Genomic DNA, 22,658 nt, shown 5'->3' with positions numbered 1-22,658 from the left:
CATCCAGCGCACCTCCCGGCGCCAGGGCTCACTTCGTGGCGACGGCCTGGTTGCACTTGATCTCGCCGCACTTGAAGTCCACTTCGATGCCGCGCCCCACCGTCACCGGTACGTTGAGGTGCTTGGCCACAGGCTGATCATCCTGCTTCAGCGTGACCGTGTAGATACCCGGTTGCAGCTGGGCCGCGGAATAGCGACCCTCGGCATCGGCCTTCACCGTGCGGCCGATCCCGGTGGCATCGCTGTGCACCGTGATGCTGTAGCCCGCCGGCGCCTTGCCGAACACCTTGCCTGCCGTGGCCTGTGCGCTGGCCGTCGAGGTGCCAGCCACGGCGCAGGCACCAACCACGCCAGCCAGTGCCAGCCCACGGGCAACGCGATGCAAGGCGAAACGGAACGAGAGAATCGTGTTCATGGGTCTTGTCCTAGGTTTGTGGGGAGAAAAAGCACGGGCACAGGGGTTGGGCCACGGCTGTGAAACGGGGCGAGCGATGCCGCCCCACACCGGCGTGCCGCCGGCAGTTCGCGCGATCGATCGCCTACACCAGCAGCATGCTGCCGAGGGTCATCGTGCAAATCAGGACGCAGGCGCCGAACAGGCTGCGCAACATCAGGGTTTCGTGAGTGAGGTTCATGGCGGCTCTCCATCGGATAGGGAAACGAAGCTTTCAGGGCTGATATGGCAAGCGCCGTGCCAATGCCCACAAGCCTCGAAAACCACGTTCCCACGCCGTTTTCGTCAATCGCCCAAAAACGAATAGCCGTCCGCGGACAGCTCCCCCGCGGACATCGGACACCTTGCCGACGGACACACGCTGCGGCACGCGCAATGGGAGCGTCGGCGCCGCGCGTTCGGGCATGGCCACGCGGCGCGCCAGGTGCGCATCGGCGATGTGGCCGTGCAGGAAAAGGAGGTCGGTCCAGAGAGAACTCATGCGGGGTCCAGTTGATGTGGGCGATCAGTCGCGGGTGTCGCCGCTGAGCGTGGTGGAGCGCATGGATGCGCGCTGGCTGAAGCGCGCGTACCAGGCGCGCAGGCGCGGGCGGCCTTCGGCGAACGGGTAGACGTGGCGGAAGGCGATCCAGCTGAGCGTGGTGGCCAGGGCGATCTCGCCGATGTCGGGCAAGGTCTCCGCCGCTGGTGCCTCCACGATCTCCTGTTCCAGCAGATCGCAGGCCGCAGCAAGCTTGTCCTGTTGCCCCTGCAACATGGGCGGCCAGCGCGACCCCTCGGGCCGACGCTCGGCTTCCCACCGGGCGGCGATGCCGGCATCGGCCATGCCCGATGCCAGCGCCTGTCGGCGCAGGGCCCGGAAACGGGCAACGTGTTCGGCGGGAATCAGTTTGCGACCGTGGTGCAGGCTGTCCAGGTATTCGCAGATCACGCTGGAGTCGAACAGTGCCGGACCGTCGTCGTCGACCAGCACCGGCACCTTGCCCAGCGGGTTGAGCGCGAACACCTCGTCATTGCGGCGGGTGGGGCTGGTGTCGTGATGGACCACCTCGATGCGGTGCTGCAAGCCGAGTTCGTGGGCGGCCACGAGCACCTTGCGCGCATAGGGCGAGTGCGTCTGGTAGAGAAGTTTCACGGGCGTGATGTTTCCGGGCTGAGGCTGGTGTCGGTCGCCATCCGGCGGGCGCGCATCATCGGAAACCCGCTCGTGCGGGTCTGGACGGCGCGACCGAAGCTTGCGCTGAGTGGACGGCGACGACCTATGCTAGGTTTCCGCGGCGCGGCGAAATGGCGTTGTTGGCCCGCAAAACAGGTTTTCTCCCCGCCCCACGAGGTGTTTGCGCCCGATGCCTGCCGAACTCGACAAATTCGATCGCCGTATCCTCGCGATCATGCAGCGCGATGCGCGGCGCTCCGCCGAAACCATCGGCGCCGACATCGGCTTGTCGGCATCGGCCGTGCAACGGCGCATGGCGCGACTGCGCGAGCAAGGCGTCATCGCGGCCGAGGTCGCGCTGATCGACCCTCGCGCCGTGGACCGCCGACTGACCGTCATCACCGATCTCGAACTCGAACGCGAACGCCCCGAACTGCTGGCCAGCCTGCGCCAATGGATCACGGCAGAGCCGGCAATCCAGCAGGCCTGGTACGTCGCCGGCGAAGGCGACTACGTGCTGGTGGTGAGCGCGCGCGACGTCGACGACTACGACGCGCTGATGCAACGCCTCGTCACCGCCAACACCAACGTGAAACGCTTCCGCACCCGCGTGGCGCTGGACACCCTCAAGCGCGGACTGGCTGTACCGGTGGACGTGGTGCCCGCCTGAAACACCACGCCGGCACGCCCTGCCTTCGTGGCTCCAGGCAACCACACAACCTGTTCATAGGACTCGGCGCGCAAAGGCTGCCTCGGCGATTTACCGCGATTCAAACGATCGCAAGTGGCTCTGACCCCGTTCTTGCGTTCGTGCTTGACACCTTCCTCTAACCCGCTGCGCGCGGAAAATCGCAGGTTCAAATCCTGCCCACGCTACCAGATTATCTGCCTGGCTCCTTGCCAAATACCACGCCATACGGTGTCTTCAATTTAATGACTTCGTCGTATTTGTGGATGCTGATGTACTGCGGCTTTCGAAGACGGAGCGCCGAGTGCGTCCGGCGATCAGGCGCACTGCTCTTCCGAAGCCATTCCGCCAAACCCAACCCAGCGGGCTCAAGCCGCCGCTCATCGCTCGGATCGAGGGCCACACCGATATCCAAATCGCCGAGCACGGGGACTTTTCGGAGAAAAGAACCGAAGACCACCACGCAACTGATCTTCCGGAACCGGTCATCCGTGCTCGAATTGATGGCGCATGCTTTGCGATGACTTTCAGACGACGTAAGGTGACGCCGGGAAGTCTGGATGTAGAGCCATTGAGCCTGCTGACCTGGGTTTCATGGGCTGGGGTCTCACATGATGAGAGGAACGAGGTCGGGCTCAACTCCAGCACGGCGTTGGCTTCGCGCCCAAGGACATGGGCCTCGGCCAAGTCGCGCCTCTCACGATTGCCGCCCTGCGCGACTAACCTCAGCCGCTCACCCAGCCAACGCCTGAAGCACGTTCTTGGGATCCCTGCTGATCGCACGCAGCAGGGCCTTGGCGGGCCCGGTTGGCTCGCGTCGGCCCTGCTCCCAATTCCGCAAGGTACCGACTTGCACGTCAATGAGCGTGGCGAACTTGGCCTGGGACAGACCCGTGGCCTTGCGGATATCCGCCACTTCGATCGCATCGATATGGAATTCGCGCGACGGTTCACGCACGCCATGAACGATCTCGTCCATCTGCGTCACGCTTTCGAAGAGGCTGGCGAAATGTTTGGCGTCCACGATTACCTCCACAGCTCGATGATTTTCCGGAGTGCCGTTTTTTGTGCCGGCGTCAGGTTGACCTGCTCGTTCTTGGGATAGGCGAACAGCAGACCGATACGCGAGGCGGACACGAAGTGGTAGTAGATCACCCGCGCACCTCCGCTCTTGCCATGACCTTTCGCCGCCACCCTCACCTTGCGCAGACCACCCGTACCCGGAATGACATCGCCCGCTTGCGGATTCTCGGCAAGCGCACGCTGGAACACTCCATAGTCGTCGTCGTTCAACAGCAGCTTGATCTGGCTGGTGAATAGCGGCGTCTCAACAAAGACCATGGTTGAAGGCTACGCCATTGGCGCATATGCGTCAATGGCGTACATCACGAAATTGGGCCGAAGCGGGCGCGGGTATTGGTGCTGTGCTCGACCCAAGGCAGCCGCTCACCCTTCCACACAATCAAACCGCCGATCCGCCTCGACGTCGGCGTCGTAATCCACGTCGTCGCGATCAAACCCGAACAGTTTCAGGAACTCGTGCTTGTACCCCGCGTAGTCGGTGACTTCGCGCAGGTTTTCGGTGGTGACGGTGGGCCAGAGGGTCTTGCAGGGTTCCTGGACGTCGTCGCGCAGTTCCCAGTCGTCCAGGCGGATGCGGCCTTCGTCGTCGGTGGGAGCAGGGGCACCGTCGGCGCGGTAGAGGCGATCGTGGAACAGGCGGTTGGCTTGTTCGATCGGGTTTTCGTGGATGCCTTTTTCCTTCATCACCTTGAAGGCGATGGAGACGTACAGCGGGATCACCGGGATGGCGGCGCTGGCCTGGGTGACCACGGACTTCATCACGCCCACGTAGGCTTCCAGGCCGGGGTGGCGGCTGCGCAGCTGCTTGGCGGTGTTGTCCAAGTGCTGCTTGGCCTGGCCCAGCGTGCCGTGCCAGTACATGGGCCAGGTGATTTCGGTGCCGATGTAGCTGTAGGCGATGGTCCTGGCGTGATCGGCGAGCACGCCGGCCTTGGACAGCGCGTCGATCCACAATGCCCAGTCCTCGCCGCCCATCACGGTGACGGTGTCCTTGATCTCCTGCTCGGTGGCCGGCTCCACGGTGGCCTCGATCACGGTGTCCTTGTTGGTGTCGACCGAGGTGTTGTGGAAAGGCTCGCCGATGGTCTTGAGCGCCGAGCGCACCACTTCGCCGGTGTCCGGCAGCTTGCGCACCGGGGAGGCCAGCGAATAGACCACGAGGTCGATCGGGCCGCCCATTTCGTTCTTGATGATCTCGATCGCCTTGGCGCGGGTTTCATGGGCGAAGGCGTCGGCATTGATCGACTTGGCGTAGAGGCCAGCCTCCTTGGCCGCCTTGTCGAACGCGGCGGCGTTGTACCAGCCGGCGGTGCCGGTCTTGTCGGGGCTGCTGGGCTTTTCGAAGAACACGCCCAGTGAGGCGGCGCCGTAGCCGAACGCGGCGGTGATGCGCGAGGCCAGGCCGTAGCCGGTGGAGGCGCCGATCACCAGCACGCGCTTCGGGCCCTTGCTCTTGTCGTGGCCCGCGGCCTGGGTGATCGCGATCTGCTCGAGCACGTTGCGCTCGCAACCGACCGGATGAGCGGTGACGCAGATGAATCCGCGGACTTTGGGCTTGATGATCACGCGATGGCTCCAGCAGTGGTTTGGCAATGGGCCATAGTAACCAAGCACGGTGGCCGTGCGCTGCCGTAGGGACTGGTTTTGCCTCCCTGTGACGATGCGGAGGCAATGCAGCGCCGAAGCGTTTTGCGTGGCGGTGCCTTCGACTTCACTGCTGCGCGGCTACGCTCAGGGCGAACGGATGGGCGAAAGCAGGCCAGCGCCATGCACGCACCTGCGCTTCCGGTTGCGATGCCATGCTGAAGCCGTTGGTCTTTCGCGTCGGGACTGAAAAGAAAAAAACCCCGCACGGGTGCGGGGTTCCAATCTCGCTGTACAACGCTCGCCTGCCGGTCAGGCGGCGACTGGCTCTACGGCCGATGCCTGGGCGCCCTTCGGACCCTGGGTCACTTCGAACTGCACGCGCTGGCCTTCCTGCAGGCTGCGAAAGCCCTTGGAATTGATCGCGGAAAAATGGACGAATACGTCATCCCCACCGTCCTCGGGCGCGATGAAACCGAAACCCTTGGCGTCGTTGAACCACTTGACCGTACCGAAACTCATTGCGTCGACCTCTGCAAACTAGGGGCTGGATGCACCAGATCTGTGCGCTGAACCGCCGTATCCTTCGGCTCCCCGCATCGGTGCGGGGAAAAGTATCAGCGGGTTCGAGGGCAAAGCGCAACCTGCCGTTCGGCCGTCCGTATCGAGCGGACGCCATAGCGTCAATCTTCCAGCAGCGCGGACAGCAACCCGGGCACCTCGGCCGTGGCCGCCGCCAGGTGGGCAAAGATTTCCTCGATGCTGATCTCGGCCTCGTCGCCGCAGCCGGCCGCATGGTTGGCTACCAGCGCCAGGCAGGCATAGTCCAGCCCCAGCTCGCGTGCCAGCACGGCCTCGGGCATGCCCGTCATGCCGACCAGGTCGCAGCCATCGCGCTTCATGCGTGCGATCTCGGCGCGGGTTTCCAGCCGCGGCCCCTGGGTGGCGCCGTAGCAGCCACCGTCGATCACCGGCACGCCGCGCCTGCGCGCCGCCCGCAGCAGCGATTGTCGCAACGATTCGGTGTACGGCTCGCTGAAATCGATGTGCCTGACCTCGGCGCCTTCGACGTCGCAATAGCTGGTGGCGCGGCCGTGCGTGTAGTCGATCAGCTGGTCGGGCACCACGATCGCCCGCGGCCCCATGTCGGCGCGGATGCCGCCCACCGCATTGACGCCGACCACCCGCCGCGCGCCCAGGCTGTGCAAGGCCCACACATTGGCGCGGTAGTTGACGCGGTGCGGCGGCAGGTTGTGGGACTCACCGTGGCGGGCCAGGAACGCCACCCGCCGGCCCACGAAATCACCGATCACCACGTCGCCGGACGCGGCGCCGTACGGCGTCTCCACGGCATGGCGCGTAGCGTTCTCCAGCCCCGAAAAATGGTAGAGCCCGCTGCCGCCGATGACGGCCAGGTCGATAGGTGCGTGGTCGGTGTGGGGCATGGCGTTGTCCGTGTGGAGATGGGTGGTTGTGCTCCCTCCCCCTGCTTCAGGGGGAGGAGCTAAGCGTCGCGCAGCGCGTAGATGCCCGGCAGGTTGCGGCCTTGTTCGTGATAGTCCATGCCGTAGCCGAAAACGTAGCGGTCAGGGAGCATGACGCCGTTGAAATCCGAGGCGATGCCCTCGACCAGGCGATCGTGCCGCTTGGTGCTGAGGCTGGCGATCATCACCTTCCTGGCGCCGCGCCGGTAGCAGTCGTCGCGCACGGCTTTCAGCGTGTGGCCCTCGTCGAGAATGTCGTCCACCAGCAGCACCACGCGGTCGCGCAGCGGCACCTGCGGCTCGCGCAGCCACATCAACTCGCTGCCGGCGGTGTCGCCGCGATAGCGCGTGGCGTGCACGTAGTCGAATTCGAGGTCGGTGCGGATCGCCAGCGCCAGTTGCCCGGCAAAGATCAGCGCACCGTTCATCACGGTGAGAAACACCGCACGCTCGCCGTCCAGCGCCACGTCGATCTGGCGCCCCATGTCGGCGATCACGCTTTCCAGCGTGGCGCGCTCATACAGCAGCTCGGCGTCGGCCAGGGCGGCAGCAAGGGACGGTACGGAAAGGCTCATAAGTTGTCTCCATGGGGCATCAGGGCGGCAGGCGGGCTTGGCTTCAACGGTTCCTATTTCCTGCTTCCCCTTCACGGCTCGTCGTGCAACGCGGTGATGCGCGCCACGAAGCGGTCGCGTTGCGGATTGTCGATCAGCCCATCCCAACCAGCGGCGATGGCACCGCGCAGGCTGGACAGCGCGGCGCGGTCGGTTTGCCGCCCCTGCACCGCAGCGATGGCTTCGTCGACCACGTCGGGGAAACAGGCCAGCACCAGGTCGCAGCCTGCCTCCAGATGCGCCTGCACGCGCCCGCCCACGGAACCGGCCGCGCCGGCGGCGGCCATGCTGATGTCGTCGCTGACGACGACGCCGGCAAAGCCCAGCTCACCGCGCAAGATGCGCTCGATCCAGACCCGTGAGTAGCCCGCCGGCTGCGCATCCACGGCGGGATATGTCACGTGCGCCATCATCACCGCTTCCACCCGCGCCTCGATGCATTCGGCGAAGGGCAGCAGGTCCTCGCGCAGAATCCGCTCGAGCGGACGCGGGTCGATCGCCGCGGTCTTGTGCGTGTCGGCGGCCACCGAACCGTGGCCGGGGAAATGCTTGATGACCGCCGCCATGCCGGCCAGATGCATCCCGCGCACATAGGCCTGCGCCAGCTCGGCGGTGACCGCCGGATCGGCATGGAACGCGCGCAGCCCGATCGCCGCGTTGCCGCGTGCCAGATCCACCACCGGCGCGAAACTGAAATCGACGCCGCTGGCGCGCAGCTCGCTGGCCATCACCCAGGCATGCTCCTCCGCCAGGCGTACCGCCTCGTGCGGATCGTGCGCGTAGCGCTCGCCGATCGCCGACAATGGCGGCAGCCGGGTGAAGCCATCGCGGAGGCGTTGGACCGGGCCGCCCTCCTGGTCCACGGCGATCAGCGTGTCGTCGCCGCCGGCCTCGCGGATCGCGTCGCACAAGGCCGAGAGCTGATCGCGCGACTGGTAGTTGCGCGAAAACAGCAGCACGCCCGCCACGCCCGCTTCGCTCAGCCAGCGCTTTTCATGCTCGGCCAGTTCCAGCGCGGCCACGCCGATCATCAGCATGCGGCATCCTCGGCAGCGCGCTCCGCCGGCGACCATTGCCGGTACGGATGCGCGATCAGGTTGACGTTGTAATAGCGCACCAGCGCGCTCACCTCGCGGCCCAGCCATGGCGGCCGTGGGAACGGCGCGTCGACCGCCGGCAGTTCCACCTCGGCCACGACCAGGCCGCGATTGTCGCCTTCGAATTCATCGATCTCGAACAGTACGCCATCGACGCGCACATGATGACGGGTTTTCTCCAGCACGCCATCGCACAAGGTAGCCAGCAAGGCGCGGGCATCGTCGGCCGGTATCGCATAGTCGAACTCGGCCCGCGCAATGCCGGGCGTGGCGGCCTTGATGTTGAGCCACGCCTGCCCGCCCACCAGCCGCGCACGCACCGAGGCCCGCGCGCTGCCATCGCGCAGTGCCTGCGCACCCACCAGATAGCCTTGCGCCATCGGCTCGCTGTGCTCGACGGCGGCACGCCAGGCGTCGTTGGCAACAAGGAATTTGCGTTCGATCTCGATCGGCATGGGGTCGATGCTAGTGGTGGCGTGCGGAGTGGGTCGACTGGGGGAGTGAGTGCAGAGGAGTGAGAAGTGAGAGAGGGCTGGAGCAAAAGCCAGAGCGGATGGCGGAGTGCCGGTGAGCGGGACCGTACAGGGCTTTTTCTCACTTCTCACTCCTCTCCACTCACCCCTCGCTCTCACCGCTCGAACAAGGCGATGGATTCCACATGCGCCGTGTGCGGAAACATGTCCATCACGCCTGCCGATGCCAGCGTGAAGCCATGCTGGTTCACCAGGATGCCGGCGTCGCGCGCCAGCGAGGCCGGATGGCAGGAGACGTAGACCACGCGGCGTGTCTGGCGGTGCGGCAGATACGCCAGCAGTTGGTCGGCGCCGGCGCGCGGCGGGTCGAGCAGCACCTTGTCCCACGGCGTGCGCGCCCAGTCGCTGGTGCGCTGGTCCTCGAACAGGTTGGCGACGTGGAAGCGCGCGTTGTCGATGCCGTTGCGTGCGGCGTTCTGCGCGGCCCGTTGCACCAGGCCATGCTCGCCCTCCACGCCCACCACCTCGGCCACGCGGCGGGCGATCGGCAAGGTGAAGTTGCCCAGGCCGCAGAACAGGTCCAGCACGCGGTCGGTGGGCTGCGGATCGAGCAGCGCCATCGCGTGCGCCACCATGCGCTGGTTCATGTTGGCGTTGACCTGCACGAAATCCAGCGGTTCGAACTCCAGCTCCACATCGGCAAAGCGCGCGTCGTCGCTGGCGATGCGAAACGCCAGCCGCGGCTGCGCCGGCCACAGGGGATGCACGCTGGAGTTATTGCCCGGCTGCAGGTAGATGGCCAAGGCGTGCTTCTGGCCGAACGCCGTCAGCGCCGCCAGGTCGGCCTCGCCCAGCGGTTGCAGGTGGCGGAAGACCAGCGCCATGGTGTCGTCGCCGCCGGCGAACTCGATCTGCGCGATGGCGTCCACCGCGTCCAGGCCGTTGACCAGTTCGGCGAGCAGACCGATCCTTGGGCCGATCGCCGGGTGAAGCACTTCGCATTGCTGGATGTCGGCCACGAAACGCGGGTTGGTCTCCTCGCGGAAGCCCACCAGTACGCGCCCCTTCTTCAGCACGTGGCGCACCGACAGGCGGCCCTTGCGGCGGTAGGCCCAGGGCTCGCCTGTGAGCGGCGGCAACCACTGCGCTGGCGCGACCTTGCCGATGCGCTCGAAGTTTTCCGCCAGCACGCGCTGCTTGGCCGCTATCTGCGCCTCGGCGTCCAGGTGCTGCAGGGAGCAACCGCTGCACTCGGCGAAATGCCGGCAACGCGGCTCGACCCGATGTGGCGAGGGTTCGATCACCTCCACCACTTCGGCCTCGTCGAAATGACGATGCCGCTTGCGCAGGCGCGCCATCACCCGCTCGCCCAGCAAGGCGCCACTGACGAACAATGCCTTGCCATCGATGCGGGCGACGCCACGGCCGTCGTGGCCGAGGTCGGTGATGGTGGCTTCGAAGGGCGTGGCAGGTACGGAGTTGGATCGGGACATGAAGAAGCATCGGGCCGCAGCGGTTGGCCGCCGATTATCTCAGATCGGCGGCACCGGCCGCGGCGGTTACTTCTGCTGCCAGGTGCCGGCGGCGTTTTGGTAGTACCAGCCCGCATGCGCATGTTTGATCCAGCCCTTGGCAAACGTGGCGCGGATCTGCGCCTGCCATTCCGGGTGGCCGTTGGCCTGTGCGATCTCGCGGTACAGCTCGTTGCGATCGCGGTTCTCGTCGGCCACCGTGGCATTCGCCTGCGCGCGCTGGCTCAGCGGCACCTTGGTGCTGTCGCGCATCGCCACCAGGCCGTCGTTGGTGAAGCCCACGGCGCCGCTGTCGAGCAGGCTGCCCAGCGCGCCGTTCACGCGTGCGCTCATGCGCCCACGGATGGCTTCGGTCGTGGCGTTCTGGATGCGCAGGTCGGGCGTATCGGCGGCGTAGGCCGCGGGAATCAGCAGGTCCAGCAACATCGCCGACGGCCGTGGGCGGTGATCGCTGGGCGGCGGGTTTTCCTTCTTCGGCTCGGCGGGCGGCTTGGCGTTGCTGTCGAGCACGTTGCCGATGAACTGGTCAGCCGCCTTCTGCGCCGCCGCTTCGGGGAAGTACACGTTGATGGTGACGCAACCGACGAGCGCCACGGTCATCGTGGTGAGGATCAGGTAGACGAGCTTGCGCATGCGGCAACTCCGGTTGGGGATGTGTGGGGGAAAATCAGCGGATTTCCGGGGCATTGCCCGCGACCGCCTCCTGCAGGCGTCGAACCAGGGTGGGCCAGTCGACCTCGGTCTGGTGGCCGATCACCTGCAGCCGCGGCAAGCCGCTGCCTTCGACGATAGTGTAGCCATCCTGCTCGCGCTCGAGGCCGCTCATCCTGCACACCGAACCCTGCAAGGTGCAGTTGAGGCCGATGCGCTTGTAGCCGAACGTCTTGAACAGCTTGAGCATGGCGCCCTGCAGGCCCGCGGCGATGCCGCCGCCACCGACGGAGGTGAGGTTGTTCACCGCGCGCTGGCTGATGCGACCGCCCTCGTCGGCCAGCAACCGCGCCTTGAACGCCACCGGCTGCCAGTTCACCAGGCGCAGATCGTCGATCGAGCCGTCGAGCGTGCCGGTGATGCTGCCGAAATCGAAAACGCTGGTGATCGCACCGAGATCGAGCTTGCTCAGCTTGATGTCGGCGGCGAGCACCGGGCTGTCGCCAAACGGCTGCTGCAGCGAAAGCTCGGTGATGTCCGCAAAACCGCCAAACAGGTTTACCGACAAGCCGCCGGCAAGCTCGATCCGGTCATCCACCCACTTCAGCGACGGGATCGCCCCGCCCAGCGTGCCGGGGAACCTGGGCCAGCCCATGGCCTGGCTGAAAGCCGCCATGTCGACCCCGGTGACGTTGAGCGCGGTGGACAGGCGCTGCCCGCTGGCCGCAGCCGGGCGCCAGCTCAACTCGCCCAGGTGCAGGCGCCCTTGCAGCAGACTCATGTCGACCGGCTGCTGCAGCGCCAGCGCACCGTTGCGGCTTTGCCAGCGCGAGGACGTGCCACCGATCGGCAATCGATAGAACTGCAGCCCCTTCCATTGCAGCGTGGTGGCGGGACGATCGTCCGCAGCGGCCCAGTCCAGCCCGCCGCGCAGGTCGGTCACCGCGATGCGGCCATCGGCCTCGGCCAGGTCCAGACCATCGGTGGTGAACGCGAACGCGCGCAAGCCGTTCGCGCGCATGTCCACGCTGGCGTTCAACTGCCCGTTCAAGCGCACGTCGCGCAGACCCAGCGTGGCCAGCCAGGCGCGGCCATAGCGTTCGTAGGCCGCCGGAAATGCCGCATGCAGCCGGTCGAGCCTGAGCTGCTTCAACTCGCCTTTCGCATCGAACGCCAGCGCACCCTCAAGCTGCAAGGCATCGGCGTCGTTCACGCGCAGGTGTTCAAGGGCGAAGGCGCCTTGTTGGGCGGTGGCGTTCAATCCCAGCTGCACCGGGTGATCCGGCAGGCTGGCGTAGATCGGGCCCAGCAACAATTCGCCGCCGCGCAGGGTGGCGTCCAGGTCGATGCGCGAGGGCACCGTCGTCGTGTCCAGCCCGAACCGTCCCGAACCGCCCAGGCGCTCGCCGGCCAGCGTGCCGGCGGGCGTATCGAAACCCACGCCGGCAAGGCTGAACTGGCCGGACGACTGCAGGCCGTTGTCGCGCACATCCAGCGCCAGCTCGGCATCCAGCCGGCCGCCGGTGGGACGCCCCGACCACACGGTGCCCAGCAAACCCTGCAGCCAGGTGGCGGGCAACTGGGTGAGCGTGATCTGCGCGTGGGTGGGTTGATCCAGCGGCAGCGCGGCGCTGGCCGTGGCCTTGCCCTGCTCGATGTCGATCTGCAGCGTGTTGGTGGTCTCGCTGGTCACCAGCCGCAGCGTGGCATCGCCCAGCGCGCCGCCAGGGGCGCCACGCAATTGCAACTGGCCATCCAGTATCCAGCGCATGCGCGCATCGCGCTGCAGGTCACCCTCCAGCGACAGCCCCACCTTGCGCCAGCCCATGGCCGCCACATCGGCCTGCTTCGCGCTCAATTGCAGATGGATGCCGCCATCGGCGCGATCACCTAGATGCACCGTGACGGTCGACAGCTTCACCCCGGGCACGCTGATGGAGCGCGCCGCAAAAACCACATCCGCGCGCGCAGGCGCCATCCAGCCGCCGCACAGCAACAGCAGGCAAGAACCCAGCAGCAGATGGCTTGATGGAAAACGCATGTCGGGCCATTCTGCCAAACTCAGCTGAACGATATGGATTTCGTCATGCCCGCCAACGTCACCGTGCCGTCTTCTCCCCACATCCACGCCACCGGCGTGCACGTGCTGGTGGCGGACGACGACCCGGCCAGCCGCCGTTTTCTGGCGGACGGCCTGCACCGGCTGGATGCCCGGGTGGTCACCTGCGCCGACGGTATCGAGGCGCTGGCGCTGGCGCGTGGCCAGGCGTTCGACCTGCTGTTGCTGGATTGCCGCATGCCCGGCGCCGGCGCGCTGCAGATCCTCTCGACGCTGCGCGCGGACGAGCAGGCGCGCTCGCGGCGCGGCATCGCAGTGGCAAGCAGTGCCGAGATGGCGCCTGCCGAACGTTCGGCCTTGCTGGCGGCGGGCTTCAGCGACGTGCTGGTCAAGCCCTGCACGCTGGCGGACCTGCAGCGACTGCTGGGATGGGTTGGGCACGCCACCGCGCCGCTCGACGATCAGGCCGGCGTGCTGGCCAGCGGCGACCCGGTCACCATGCAGGCGCTGCGGGGGCTGTTGCGGAGCGAACTGGAGCTGCTCAAGCGCGATCTTGCGCGCATGGACACAGACCACGCCGCGCTCGCCGAGCGGTTGCACCGGTTGCGGTCATCCTGTGGTTTTTGCGGCGCCACCATGCTGTCGACCGCCACCATGGCGCTACAGCAAGCGCTCAACCACGTTCCCGCCGACATCGCGCCGAGCCTGCAACGCTTCAACCTGGCGCTGGATGCCACCTTGCAGGCACTGGATGCCTGATACCGGCGATCAGCGCCACGCCGTGGCGCCGCCGAGCACCCGCCAGGCGCGCAATTCGCCGCCCCCGAGATGAAAGCGGATCACCTCGCGCATCATCCCGCGCAGCGCCTTCAGCCCTTCGTCGTCCGGCATGCGGTCGTGTGCCAGTGCCAGCAGATCGCTGCCACGCAAGACCTGCCTGCGGCCCGGTAGGCAGGCCACCGCGCCGTGTTCGACGCGGTATTCGTAATGGGCCTGCGGCTCCAGCGGCTCGCCGGTTTCGGCATCGTGCTCCAGCTGCAGGGCGTAACCCATCGCCTGCAGCAGATCGCGTTCGAACCGGCGCAGGCTCCAGGCCAGCGGCTCATCCGTGGCCAGCCGCTGCAGCGCCAGCGCGTAGGCATCGAACAGCGCGCCCGATGGATCCTGCCGCTCGCTTAGGCGCACCACCAGCTCGTTGAGATAAAGCCCGGCCAGGCCGGCGTTGCCGACCAGGCGCAGCGGCGCGGCCGTGGTTTCCACCGACGTCAGCGTGGCCAGCTCGCCACGCAGCAGCAACCCCACCGCCAGCGGCTGGAACGGTTCCAGTTGCGCCCGCCGCAAGCGCGCCTTCTCCCCCCGCACGCCACGCGCCACCACACCCAACCGCCCTTGGTCGCGGGTCAGGCATTCCAGCAAGAGCGACGTCTCCCGGTACGGGCGCGAATGCAGGACATAGGCGGGTTGCTGGTCGAGGCGCATGGCTTTGGGGGCAATCGGGAATGAGGAATGGGGAATAGGAAAAGCTGTGCTCTAACGATTCCCGATTCTCCATTCCCGAATCCCGGCTTCAATCGGTATACCCGAACCTGCGCAGCATGTTGTCGTCGTCGACCCAGCCTTCGCGCACTTTCACCCACAGTTTCAGGAACACCTTGCGTTCGAACATGCGCTCCATGTGGCGGCGGGCGCTGCTGCCGATGGCCTTGAGCTGGGCGCCGCCGTTGCCGATGACGATCGCCTTCTGGCCATCACGCTCGACCCAGATGATGGCGTGGATTTCGGCGATGCCGTCGGGGCGGTCCTCGAAGCGTTCGATCTCCACCGTGGTGGCGTACGGCAATTCCTGGTCCAGCCGCAGCATCAATTGCTCGCGCACCATTTCGGCGGCCAGGAAGCGCTCGCTGCGGTCGGTGACCTCGTCCTCGCCATACACCGGCGGCTGGATCGGCAGGCGTTTCAGGATAGCCTGCTCCAGCTCCTTCAGACCCTGCGCCTTCAGCGCGCTGACGTAATGGATTTCATCATAGCTGTGCGTGGCCACCAGGTTGGCCACGAACGGCAGCATCACGGTCTTGTCCTTGTTGAGGTCGACCTTGTTGACCACCAGCAGGCGCGGTGTGGCCTGCTCGACCAGCGCGGCGTACAGCGCCTCGTCCTCGTCGGTCCAGCGACCGGCCTCGATCAGCTGCACCACCAGGTCGACGTCGCTGATCGCCGAGCGCGCGGCGCGGTTCAGGCTGCGGTTCATGGCGCGCTTGGCACCGCGATGCAGGCCGGGCGTGTCCACGTACATGATCTGGCCGGCGTCGGTGGTGTTGATGCCCAGGATGCGGTGCCGTGTGGTCTGCGGGCGCGGGCTGATGATGGACAGGCGAAAGCCGATCAGCGCGTTGAGCAGGGTGGACTTGCCCACGTTGGGGCGACCGGCCAGGGCCACCGTGCCGCAGCGGTAATCCTCGTGTGGCAGCGCGGCGACGGGTTCCAGTTCGTTCATGGCAGAGTGCTCGGCAAGATGGATGGCAAGTGTAGTGCCTCGCCGCCGGGGGCAATGGCAGTCACGCCGCCCGGTAGTGCGGCGGCATCGCGGATTCTCGGGGGCGCCGAAGGCCGCGGATCAGGCGGTGCGCTGTGCATCCAGCAACTGCGCCAGCACGATCTCGGCGGCGTCCTGCTCGGCACCGCGGCGGCTGGCACCGGTGGTTTCGGCAACCAGCGCCAGCGGCTCGCTGACGCTGCAGCGGATATCGAAGGTCTTGGCGTGGTCTTCGCCATGGCTGGCGACCAGCTCGTAGTGTGGCAGCGGCCAGCCGCCGGCCTGCAACCATTCCTGCAGGCGCGTCTTGGCGTCCTTGGACGAGCGGCGCAGGGCCGCGATGCGCTCGCCGAAAAGGCTGCGCACGGTTTCGCGGCAAACCTCGAAGCCGCCATCCATGTATACCGCCGCCACCATCGCCTCGAACGCGTCGGCCAGGATGGAATCGCGGCGGAAGCCGCCCGTCTTCAGCTCGCCGGTGCCCAGCTTCAGCTCGTCGCCCAGCGACAGCTCGCGCGCCACCGTGGCCAGCGCCTGGCCACTGACCAGTTGCGCGCGCAGCCGCGACAGCTCGCCCTCGCTGGCCTTGGGGTGCGCCTCGAACAGCATCTCGGCGACGATCGCCCCCAGCAGCGCGTCGCCCAGGAATTCCAGGCGCTCGTTGTTGGGCTTGCCCATGCTGCGATGGGTCAGCGCCAGTTCGGCCAGCGAGCGATCGCGGAAACGGTAGTTGAATGGCAAGAGAGGCCCTGATCGATTACTGGCTCGGATTGCCCTGCAGCGGCACGCTCTTGTCGAAGTGCAGCAGGAAATCGATGTTGTACATGAACGGCACGACCTTGTCGTAGGCGACCCGCAACTGGGTCGAGCCGCCCTCGCGGTCGCGCACCAGGGTGATGTCCGCCGGCTGGATGGTGGCGTCGTCGACGTACTGGAAGTTCATCTTGAAGATCAGGTCGCGACGCAGGTCATCCAGCGACTTGCCGTCGACGCCGGAGGTGGCGATCTGCGTCATCGCCTTTTCCACGCCCATGTATTCGCTGTACGACGGCGCCAGCCGCATCGCCATGTAACCCAGAAAGCCCACCAGGGCCAGAATGACCAGGAACCCGATCAGGGTGATGCCCGATTGCCTCGATTTCATAGTCCCCTCGCTATGCCGCCTGCGCGGCGTGACCCGCCCGATATGCACTGCCGAACCGCCGATGCCGCCAGCATCGACGATGCCGGCAAATTCTCGCACCAATGGGACGCCCGCATCCGGGCAACCTGTCAATGAATGACCGTGCCGATACGGGAAAAATCGACCCCGCCGGTACCCCAGCCCTTCCAGCTCATCCAGATCAGGAAGGCCTTGCCGGCCAGGTTCTTCTCCGGCATGCAGCCCCACCAGCGGCTGTCTTCGCTGTTGTTGCGATTGTCGCCCATCACGATGTAGCAACCCTCCGGCACCTTCGACGGCACCTTGGCGTTGGGTATCGGGTTGGGGATGTTGTACGCCGGCATGCGGGCGATCATGTGGGTGACCTTGCCCAGGTGCTCCTTCCAGACGGTGGCGCCCATGTCCAGCATCAGGCGGTCTTCCACGCGCTGCGGGTTGCCCTGGTACGGCCCGATCTCCTCGGCCTGCACCGGCTTGCCGTTGATCAGCAACTCGGCGCCATGCACTTCGATGGAATCGCCGGGCAGGCCCACCACGCGCTTGATCCAGTTCTGGCTGGGGACCTTCGCATGCGGGTCGCTGCAGCTCGGATCGCCACTGCGGACCAGCTTGCCGGCGCCGTCCCTGCAGAGAAAGCCGGGAAAGCGGAACACCACCACGTCACCGCGCCTGGGTTCGCCCAGGTCCACCACCTTGTTGTTGAACGCAGGCAGGCGCAGGCCATAGGCGAACTTGTTGACCAGGATGAAATCGCCCACGTCGAGCGTCGGCATCATCGAGCCTGAGGGAATGCGGAACGGCTCGGCCACGAACGTGCGCAGCAGCAGCACCACCAGCACCACCGGAAACAGCGAACGCGCCCAGTCCACCGGCACCGGGTCGCTGTATTCCGTGCCCGCCGCATCGAGCCGCGCCTTGCGCTGCTTGTACAGAAACAGCCGGTCCAGCCCCCACACCACGCCAAACAGCACGGTAAGGCCGAGCAGGATCGCCGAAAAATCAAATTCCATGTGGGGCTCCTTGAGGAGCCGGGAATCGGGAATCGGGAATCGGGAATCGGAGCGGCAAGCCCGTGCGATTCCCGATTCCCGATTCTCCATTCCCGACCAAAACTATTTATCCACTTTCAGCACGGCAAGGAAAGCTTCCTGCGGGATGTCCACCCGCCCGACCTGCTTCATGCGCTTTTTGCCTTCTTTCTGCTTTTCCAGCAATTTCTTCTTGCGGCTGACGTCGCCGCCGTAGCATTTGGCCAGCACGTTCTTGCGCAGCGCCTTGACGGTGGAACGCGCGATGATCTGCGCGCCGATGGCAGCCTGGATCGCCACGTCGAACTGCTGGCGCGGGATCAGGTCCTTCATGCGCTCGACCAGCTCGCGACCTTTGCGGTCGGCGTGGCTGCGATGCAGGATCAGGCTCAATGCATCCACCCGTTCGCCATTGATCAGCACGTCGGTGCGCACGAAGGGGCCGGCCTCGAATCGCTCGAACTGGTAGTCCATCGAGGCGTAGCCGCGCGAGACGGATTTCAGCCGGTCGAAGAAATCCAGCACCACCTCGGCCAGCGGCAGCTCGTAGCTGATCTGCACCTGGGTGGCCAGGTACTGGATCGAGCGCTGCACGCCGCGCTTCTCCTCGCACAGCTTGATGATGTTGCCGATGTAGTCCTCGGGCGTGAGGATGTTGGCCACGATGATCGGCTCGCGGATCTCCTGCACCAGGCTGGTGTTGGTGGGCAGCTTGGCCGGGTTGTCCAACAACATGGTGCTGCCGTCGCTTTTCAGCACCTCGTACACCACGGTGGGCGCGGTGGTGATGAGGTCCAGGTCGTATTCGCGCTCCAGCCGCTCCTGCACGATCTCCATGTGCAGCATGCCCAGGAAGCCGCAGCGGAAGCCGAAGCCCATCGCCTCGGACGATTCGGGCTCGAAGAACATCGCCGCATCGTTCAGGCGCAGCTTGTCCAGTGCCTCGCGCAGCGCGGGGTAATCGTCCGAGGACACCGGAAACAGGCCGGCGAACACGCGCGGCTGCATGTGCTGGAAGCCGGGCAGCGCCTTATCGGCGGGCTTGCCGGCGTGGGTCAGCGTGTCGCCCACCGGCGCGCCATGCACGTCCTTGATCGAGGCGTTGATCCAGCCCACTTCGCCGGCGCCCAGCTTCGCCAGCTTCTTGCGCTTGGGCGTGAAGACACCCACCTCGCCCACCTCGTGGGTACGGCCGGTGGACATCACCAGCAGCTTGTCGCCGGGCTTGATCTCGCCCTGCATCACGCGCACCAGCGACACCACGCCCAGATAGTTGTCGAACCAGGAATCGATGATCAACGCCTGCAGCCGGTCGGTATCGCGCGGCTTCGGCGGCGGGATGCGGGCAACGATCGCCTCCAGCACCTCCACCACGTTGAGGCCGGTCTTGGCGCTTACCGCCACCGCATCGGTGGCGTCGATGCCGATGACCGCCTCGATCTCGCCCTTCACCTTTTCCACGTCGGCCGTGGGCAGGTCGATCTTGTTCAGCACCGGGATCACCTCCAGCCCCTGCTCCACCGCGGTGTAGCAGTTGGCCACCGACTGCGCCTCCACGCCCTGCGCCGCATCCACCACCAGCAGCGCGCCCTCGCAGGCGGCCAGCGAGCGGCTGACCTCGTAGGAGAAATCGACGTGCCCGGGCGTGTCGATGAAATTGAGCTGGTAGGTTTTCCCGTCCCGCGCCCTGTACGGCAGCGACACCGACTGCGCCTTGATGGTGATGCCGCGTTCGCGCTCGATCGGGTTGTTGTCCAGCACCTGGGCTTCCATCTCGCGGTCGGCCAGGCCGCCACAGAGATGGATGATGCGATCGGCCAGCGTCGACTTGCCGTGATCGATGTGGGCAATGATGGAGAAGTTGCGGATCAATTCCATGGAGCGCTGCTGGCCTGCCGAACGGGGATGGTCGCCATGCGGGGAGCGCAGGCGCGCGCTGCCGGTATGGCGGCGCGAACCCGGCATTATCGCATGGAACCGGCGCACGCCATTGTGCGAAAACGCCACGGGCGCCACCTGTGCGATGGCGCCCGTGCGCGCAACCGGGGAAAGGCGTTATTTGCCGTCCGGTATGGTCAACCCGATGAAGCTGCTCTGTTCCCCGCGGCGCACCAGCAACAGGGCGGTGCTCCCCGGCTTCATGTCCTTGGTGGCTTCCTTGAACTCGTCGACGGTACCGATGCGCTTCTGGTTCACCATCAGGATCACGTCGCCCGCGCGCAAGCCCGCCTGGGCTGCCACCGGCCCGGTGATCTCACCAATCACCACGCCCTGCCCCTTCTTCAGGCCCAGCTGGTCGCGGGTGTCGTTGTCAAGCGGCTGCACGGTCAGCCCCAGCGCGGCCGAGCCGGTGCGCGGGGACGACGTACCGCTGCCGCCCACGCCTGCTGCGCTCTTGTCGCGTTCGGCTTCGCTGATGGTCACCTGCAGCGTCTGTTTCTTGCCGTTGCGCAGGATCTCCATCGGCACCGTCGTGCCCGGCTTGGTCATGCCCACCAGCGGCGGAAGGTCGGCCGCCTGCTGCAAGACATGGCCGTTGTACGCCAGGATGATGTCGCCCGGCTGCACACCGGCCTTCTCGGCGCCGCTTCCAGGCGTGACCGCGGCCACCGCCGCGCCAACGCCATTGTCCAGCTTGAACGCCTTGACCATGTCGTCGTCGACCGGCTGCACCATCACGCCCAGCATGCCGCGCGACACGTAGCCCTTGGTCTTGATCTGCTGCACCGCGTTCATCGCCACGTCGATGGGGATCGAGAACGACACGCCGAGGTAATCGCCGGTGTTGGAATAGATCTGCGAGTTGACGCCCACGACGGCGCCATCCAGATTGAACAGCGGGCCGCCCGAATTGCCGCGATTGATCGGCACGTCGGTCTGGATGAACGAGGTATAGGGCTGGTCGCGCTGGCCCAGGTTGCGTCCCACCGCGCTAACGATGCCCTGGGTCACGGTGTAGTCGAAGCCGAACGGCGAGCCGATCGCCAGCACCCACTGACCGGGTTTCAACGCGCGCGAGTCGCCGATGCTCACCGCCGGCAGCTTGCTGCCCGCATCGACCTTCAGCAACGCGATGTCATAGGTCGGGTCGGTGCCGACGACCTTGGCGGTCAAGGTGCGCCGGTCCTGCAGCCGCACGCTGACCTTGTCCGCGCCTTCGACCACATGGTTGTTGGTGAGAATGTAGCCGTCGCCGGAAATGATGAAGCCCGACCCCAGCGAGGTGCGCTGCTGCTCCTGCGGCGAAGGCATCATCGGCATGCCGAAGAAGCGCCGGAACAGCTCGGCCTGCGGATCATCGGCCTGGCCCGGCCCCGGCATCATGCCGCGGCGGCGATCGTTCGCGCCGGTGTACTTCGCCTCGACGTGCACCACCGCCGGCGCATTCCTCTCGACGATGCCGGTGAAATCAGGCAGGCCGGCGGCAGCGGCCGGTTGCGCCTGCACCGCGAACAGCGCGGGCAAGCCGCTCAACGCGAGGCACGCGACGATGCGCAAGATGGATCGATTCATGATTCCTCCTTGGGGGTGGCAAACCGCTGGATACGCGACCGGCCAGGCCATGACCGGTCGCCAGCAACCGCATCGGCCGGATTACCCGTCGGCGACGCGTGAAAAACGCAACGCCCGCGGCAATCGACACGCGGGCGGCAGTGCAGCTACCGCGGGAACGCGCGGTTGTTGGCCGTGTCGCGCTGCTGCTGCGGGTCGAGCAGCAGGAGATAGCTGCCGTCGTGATTGTCGAGCGTGCGGTAGCGATGCATGGGCATGCCGTCGCGGGCATACGGCACCAGGTTGCCGCCGCCAGGCACGCCCAGCGTGGCCGAGGCGCGCTGGCTGTACAGCTCGGCCGAGTTGCCGCTCAGCCACGGCGGAACCGTGGCCGGCACCGCCGAGGGCGACGGCGCGGCGGGAGCGGCCGGCGTGCCCGCGCCTGGCGCATCGACGGCCGCGGTTTCGATGCGGCCGGTTTCTCCGGCCGGCTGAACCAGCAACAGCGCGGCCACCGCCACACTGGCGGCAATGGCTCCGCCGGCCGACCAGCGCAACCAGTGACGGCGTGTAGCCGGCGCCGACGCCGACGAACCCGCCGCCGACTCGCGCTCGATGGCCCGCATGACCCGCGCGGCGAAATCGGCCGACGCCAGCGGCGGAACCTGCCGGCGCACACCATCTCCGGCCAGCTGATAGCGCGACCACGTCTGCGCCAACGCGGCGTCATGGTCGAGGCGGCGCAGCAGGAAACGCAGCTCCTGCGCCGACAATTCGCCATCGATGGCGGCCGAGAGTTGCTCGCGGTTTTCCGGGTTCACGCCTGCCTGATTCATGTCTGGTCCTCGCGGTCCGACAACAGTGGCCGCAGTTTTTCGTCGATCGCTTCACGTGCCCGAAAGATGCGTGACCGCACGGTACCGATCGGACAGCCCATGGCCTCGGCGATTTCGTCGTAGCTGAGGCCGTCCACTTCACGCAACGTTATGGCGGTGCGCAGTTCTTCGGGCAACGCTTGGACAGTGGAGAACACCGATTGTTCAATTTCCTGGCGCATCATTTCGCGTTCGGGCGTGGCGTTGTCGTGCATGCGCTGGGAGCCGGCCATGAACACTGCATCGTCGGCATCGATATCGTCGGTGGGCGGCCGGCGGCCAGCGGCCACCAGGTGGTTCTTGGCGGTGTTCACCGCGATCTTGTACAGCCAGGTATAGAACGCGCTGTCGCCGCGGAACGATCCGATCGCGCGCCAGGCGCGGATGAAGGTCTCCTGGGCGATGTCCTCGCATTCGGCATGGCTGCGCACGTAGCGCGACACCAGCCCGATCAGCTTGTGCTGGTACTTGCGCACCAGCAGGTCGAAGGCGGTCTTGTCCCCTTTCTGGACACGTTCAACCAGCGCCTGGTCCAGTTCGTTTTCGCCCGTGCGGGCCGTATCCATCATCAATGCCGTCATCCGCTGCGAAACCGTAGGAGCCGAACGCGCAGCTCAGACCGGCGCCCGCCGCACAAGTTCAGCCTGCGCGCCGCACAGTGTAATGTCGCGCGCCGGGCCGATTGTGGAAAAA

General features: G+C 66.3%; 24 protein-coding genes. 2 read left to right on the top strand and 22 right to left on the bottom strand.

Annotation, left to right across the window (positions count from 1 at the left end):
* Positions 1 to 28: 28 nt before the first annotated feature.
* A complete protein-coding gene (locus ABD017_RS15220) occupies positions 29 to 415 on the bottom strand; it encodes a carboxypeptidase-like regulatory domain-containing protein (RefSeq protein WP_343883622.1) in 387 nt (128 codons plus the stop codon).
* 544 nt (positions 416 to 959) lie between these two features.
* Positions 960 to 1,589: a glutathione S-transferase family protein gene (locus ABD017_RS15215; protein WP_343883621.1), complete on the bottom strand. Its 630-nt coding sequence runs from the start codon at positions 1,587 to 1,589 to the stop codon at positions 960 to 962.
* A 211-nt stretch (positions 1,590 to 1,800) separates the two neighbouring features.
* Here ABD017_RS15215 and ABD017_RS15210 point away from each other — a divergent pair, with 211 nt between their 5' ends.
* The gene (locus ABD017_RS15210; RefSeq protein WP_343883620.1) at positions 1,801 to 2,280 is read left to right on the top strand and encodes an Lrp/AsnC family transcriptional regulator; all 480 of its coding nucleotides are present in this window, start codon (positions 1,801 to 1,803) and stop codon (positions 2,278 to 2,280) included.
* A 751-nt stretch (positions 2,281 to 3,031) separates the two neighbouring features.
* On the opposite strand, the gene ABD017_RS15205 is transcribed toward ABD017_RS15210, so the two are convergent.
* The 11 genes from ABD017_RS15205 to ABD017_RS15155 form a co-directional block, all read right to left on the bottom strand.
* Complete coding sequence (locus tag ABD017_RS15205) at positions 3,032 to 3,322, bottom strand: helix-turn-helix domain-containing protein (RefSeq protein WP_343883619.1); 291 nt, start codon at positions 3,320 to 3,322, stop codon at positions 3,032 to 3,034.
* Positions 3,323 to 3,324: 2 nt separating this feature from the next.
* Positions 3,325 to 3,639, bottom strand: coding sequence for a type II toxin-antitoxin system RelE/ParE family toxin (locus ABD017_RS15200; RefSeq protein ID WP_343883618.1), 315 nt, complete (start codon positions 3,637 to 3,639; stop codon positions 3,325 to 3,327).
* A 105-nt stretch (positions 3,640 to 3,744) separates the two neighbouring features.
* The gene (gene fabV / locus ABD017_RS15195; protein WP_343883616.1) at positions 3,745 to 4,947 is read right to left on the bottom strand and encodes an enoyl-ACP reductase FabV; all 1,203 of its coding nucleotides are present in this window, start codon (positions 4,945 to 4,947) and stop codon (positions 3,745 to 3,747) included.
* Positions 4,948 to 5,277: 330 nt separating this feature from the next.
* Positions 5,278 to 5,487: a cold-shock protein gene (locus tag ABD017_RS15190; protein WP_343883615.1), complete on the bottom strand. Its 210-nt coding sequence runs from the start codon at positions 5,485 to 5,487 to the stop codon at positions 5,278 to 5,280.
* 161 nt (positions 5,488 to 5,648) lie between these two features.
* Complete coding sequence (locus tag ABD017_RS15185) at positions 5,649 to 6,410, bottom strand: S-methyl-5'-thioinosine phosphorylase (protein ID WP_343883614.1); 762 nt, start codon at positions 6,408 to 6,410, stop codon at positions 5,649 to 5,651.
* 59 nt (positions 6,411 to 6,469) lie between these two features.
* Entirely contained in the window at positions 6,470 to 7,024 is a 555-nt protein-coding gene (locus tag ABD017_RS15180; RefSeq protein ID WP_343883613.1) for a hypoxanthine-guanine phosphoribosyltransferase, read from the bottom strand.
* A 71-nt stretch (positions 7,025 to 7,095) separates the two neighbouring features.
* The gene (nagZ, locus tag ABD017_RS15175; protein ID WP_343883612.1) at positions 7,096 to 8,100 is read right to left on the bottom strand and encodes a beta-N-acetylhexosaminidase; all 1,005 of its coding nucleotides are present in this window, start codon (positions 8,098 to 8,100) and stop codon (positions 7,096 to 7,098) included.
* A complete protein-coding gene (locus ABD017_RS15170) occupies positions 8,094 to 8,615 on the bottom strand; it encodes a CYTH domain-containing protein (RefSeq protein ID WP_343883611.1) in 522 nt (173 codons plus the stop codon). The genes nagZ and ABD017_RS15170 overlap by 7 nt, the downstream gene beginning before the upstream one ends.
* Positions 8,616 to 8,788: 173 nt before the next feature.
* Positions 8,789 to 10,126 carry a 23S rRNA (uracil(1939)-C(5))-methyltransferase RlmD gene (gene rlmD, locus ABD017_RS15165; protein ID WP_343883610.1) on the bottom strand — a complete coding sequence of 446 codons (1,338 nt, stop codon included), beginning with the start codon at positions 10,124 to 10,126 and terminating at the stop codon, positions 8,789 to 8,791.
* A gap of 66 nt (positions 10,127 to 10,192) precedes the next feature.
* Positions 10,193 to 10,798, bottom strand: a complete 606-nt coding sequence (locus tag ABD017_RS15160; RefSeq protein WP_343883609.1) for a YdbL family probable chaperone protein — start codon at positions 10,796 to 10,798, stop codon at positions 10,193 to 10,195.
* 34 nt (positions 10,799 to 10,832) lie between these two features.
* Positions 10,833 to 12,857, bottom strand: a complete 2,025-nt coding sequence (locus ABD017_RS15155) for an AsmA family protein (RefSeq protein WP_343883608.1) — start codon at positions 12,855 to 12,857, stop codon at positions 10,833 to 10,835.
* A gap of 45 nt (positions 12,858 to 12,902) precedes the next feature.
* On the opposite strand from ABD017_RS15155, the gene ABD017_RS15150 reads away from it, so the two are divergent.
* A complete protein-coding gene (locus tag ABD017_RS15150) occupies positions 12,903 to 13,634 on the top strand; it encodes a response regulator (protein ID WP_343883607.1) in 732 nt (243 codons plus the stop codon).
* 9 nt (positions 13,635 to 13,643) lie between these two features.
* On the opposite strand, the gene recO is transcribed toward ABD017_RS15150, so the two are convergent.
* The 9 genes from recO to rpoE all read right to left on the bottom strand — a co-directional run bounded on the left by recO (position 13,644) and on the right by rpoE (position 22,534).
* Entirely contained in the window at positions 13,644 to 14,354 is a 711-nt protein-coding gene (recO, locus tag ABD017_RS15145) for a DNA repair protein RecO (RefSeq protein ID WP_343883606.1), read from the bottom strand.
* A gap of 88 nt (positions 14,355 to 14,442) precedes the next feature.
* Entirely contained in the window at positions 14,443 to 15,369 is a 927-nt protein-coding gene (gene era / locus ABD017_RS15140; RefSeq protein ID WP_343883605.1) for a GTPase Era, read from the bottom strand.
* Positions 15,370 to 15,489: 120 nt separating this feature from the next.
* Positions 15,490 to 16,149 carry a ribonuclease III gene (gene rnc / locus ABD017_RS15135; protein WP_343883604.1) on the bottom strand — a complete coding sequence of 220 codons (660 nt, stop codon included), beginning with the start codon at positions 16,147 to 16,149 and terminating at the stop codon, positions 15,490 to 15,492.
* Between the two features lie 16 nt (positions 16,150 to 16,165).
* Positions 16,166 to 16,552, bottom strand: coding sequence for a DUF4845 domain-containing protein (locus ABD017_RS15130; protein ID WP_343883603.1), 387 nt, complete (start codon positions 16,550 to 16,552; stop codon positions 16,166 to 16,168).
* A 128-nt stretch (positions 16,553 to 16,680) separates the two neighbouring features.
* Positions 16,681 to 17,580, bottom strand: a complete 900-nt coding sequence (lepB, locus tag ABD017_RS15125; RefSeq protein WP_343883601.1) for a signal peptidase I — start codon at positions 17,578 to 17,580, stop codon at positions 16,681 to 16,683.
* Between the two features lie 102 nt (positions 17,581 to 17,682).
* A complete protein-coding gene (gene lepA, locus ABD017_RS15120; protein ID WP_343883600.1) occupies positions 17,683 to 19,476 on the bottom strand; it encodes a translation elongation factor 4 in 1,794 nt (597 codons plus the stop codon).
* Positions 19,477 to 19,653: 177 nt separating this feature from the next.
* Complete coding sequence (locus ABD017_RS15115; protein ID WP_343883599.1) at positions 19,654 to 21,111, bottom strand: DegQ family serine endoprotease; 1,458 nt, start codon at positions 21,109 to 21,111, stop codon at positions 19,654 to 19,656.
* 146 nt (positions 21,112 to 21,257) lie between these two features.
* Positions 21,258 to 21,926, bottom strand: coding sequence for a sigma-E factor negative regulatory protein (locus ABD017_RS15110; protein WP_343883598.1), 669 nt, complete (start codon positions 21,924 to 21,926; stop codon positions 21,258 to 21,260).
* The gene (gene rpoE, locus ABD017_RS15105) at positions 21,923 to 22,534 is read right to left on the bottom strand and encodes an RNA polymerase sigma factor RpoE (protein ID WP_343883597.1); all 612 of its coding nucleotides are present in this window, start codon (positions 22,532 to 22,534) and stop codon (positions 21,923 to 21,925) included. Before rpoE ends, ABD017_RS15110 begins: the two co-directional genes overlap by 4 nt.
* Positions 22,535 to 22,658 lie beyond the last annotated feature (124 nt).

Origin of the sequence: Rhodanobacter caeni, from assembly GCF_039523575.1 — a bacterium.
Taxonomy (GTDB): Bacteria; Pseudomonadota; Gammaproteobacteria; order Xanthomonadales; family Rhodanobacteraceae; genus Rhodanobacter; species Rhodanobacter caeni.
This window is presented reverse-complemented; position numbering and strand designations above follow the sequence as displayed.

What these genes read in the sequence shown, in the direction of transcription:
- recO (WP_343883606.1), bottom strand. Translation starts at nt 14,354, where the DNA reads ATGCGCCTCGACCAGCAACCCGCCTATGTCCTGCATTCGCGCCCGTAC.
- ABD017_RS15150 (WP_343883607.1), top strand. Translation starts at nt 12,903, where the DNA reads ATGCCCGCCAACGTCACCGTGCCGTCTTCTCCCCACATCCACGCCACC.
- era (WP_343883605.1), bottom strand. Translation starts at nt 15,369, where the DNA reads ATGAACGAACTGGAACCCGTCGCCGCGCTGCCACACGAGGATTACCGC.
- ABD017_RS15155 (WP_343883608.1), bottom strand. Translation starts at nt 12,857, where the DNA reads ATGCGTTTTCCATCAAGCCATCTGCTGCTGGGTTCTTGCCTGCTGTTG.
- ABD017_RS15115 (WP_343883599.1), bottom strand. Translation starts at nt 21,111, where the DNA reads ATGAATCGATCCATCTTGCGCATCGTCGCGTGCCTCGCGTTGAGCGGC.
- ABD017_RS15130 (WP_343883603.1), bottom strand. Translation starts at nt 16,552, where the DNA reads ATGAAATCGAGGCAATCGGGCATCACCCTGATCGGGTTCCTGGTCATT.
- ABD017_RS15190 (WP_343883615.1), bottom strand. Translation starts at nt 5,487, where the DNA reads ATGAGTTTCGGTACGGTCAAGTGGTTCAACGACGCCAAGGGTTTCGGT.
- rlmD (WP_343883610.1), bottom strand. Translation starts at nt 10,126, where the DNA reads ATGTCCCGATCCAACTCCGTACCTGCCACGCCCTTCGAAGCCACCATC.
- lepB (WP_343883601.1), bottom strand. Translation starts at nt 17,580, where the DNA reads ATGGAATTTGATTTTTCGGCGATCCTGCTCGGCCTTACCGTGCTGTTT.
- ABD017_RS15170 (WP_343883611.1), bottom strand. Translation starts at nt 8,615, where the DNA reads ATGCCGATCGAGATCGAACGCAAATTCCTTGTTGCCAACGACGCCTGG.
- nagZ (WP_343883612.1), bottom strand. Translation starts at nt 8,100, where the DNA reads ATGCTGATGATCGGCGTGGCCGCGCTGGAACTGGCCGAGCATGAAAAG.
- ABD017_RS15220 (WP_343883622.1), bottom strand. Translation starts at nt 415, where the DNA reads ATGAACACGATTCTCTCGTTCCGTTTCGCCTTGCATCGCGTTGCCCGT.
- ABD017_RS15200 (WP_343883618.1), bottom strand. Translation starts at nt 3,639, where the DNA reads ATGGTCTTTGTTGAGACGCCGCTATTCACCAGCCAGATCAAGCTGCTG.
- ABD017_RS15160 (WP_343883609.1), bottom strand. Translation starts at nt 10,798, where the DNA reads ATGCGCAAGCTCGTCTACCTGATCCTCACCACGATGACCGTGGCGCTC.
- ABD017_RS15180 (WP_343883613.1), bottom strand. Translation starts at nt 7,024, where the DNA reads ATGAGCCTTTCCGTACCGTCCCTTGCTGCCGCCCTGGCCGACGCCGAG.
- ABD017_RS15185 (WP_343883614.1), bottom strand. Translation starts at nt 6,410, where the DNA reads ATGCCCCACACCGACCACGCACCTATCGACCTGGCCGTCATCGGCGGC.
- ABD017_RS15210 (WP_343883620.1), top strand. Translation starts at nt 1,801, where the DNA reads ATGCCTGCCGAACTCGACAAATTCGATCGCCGTATCCTCGCGATCATG.
- lepA (WP_343883600.1), bottom strand. Translation starts at nt 19,476, where the DNA reads ATGGAATTGATCCGCAACTTCTCCATCATTGCCCACATCGATCACGGC.
- ABD017_RS15110 (WP_343883598.1), bottom strand. Translation starts at nt 21,926, where the DNA reads ATGAATCAGGCAGGCGTGAACCCGGAAAACCGCGAGCAACTCTCGGCC.
- rpoE (WP_343883597.1), bottom strand. Translation starts at nt 22,534, where the DNA reads ATGATGGATACGGCCCGCACGGGCGAAAACGAACTGGACCAGGCGCTG.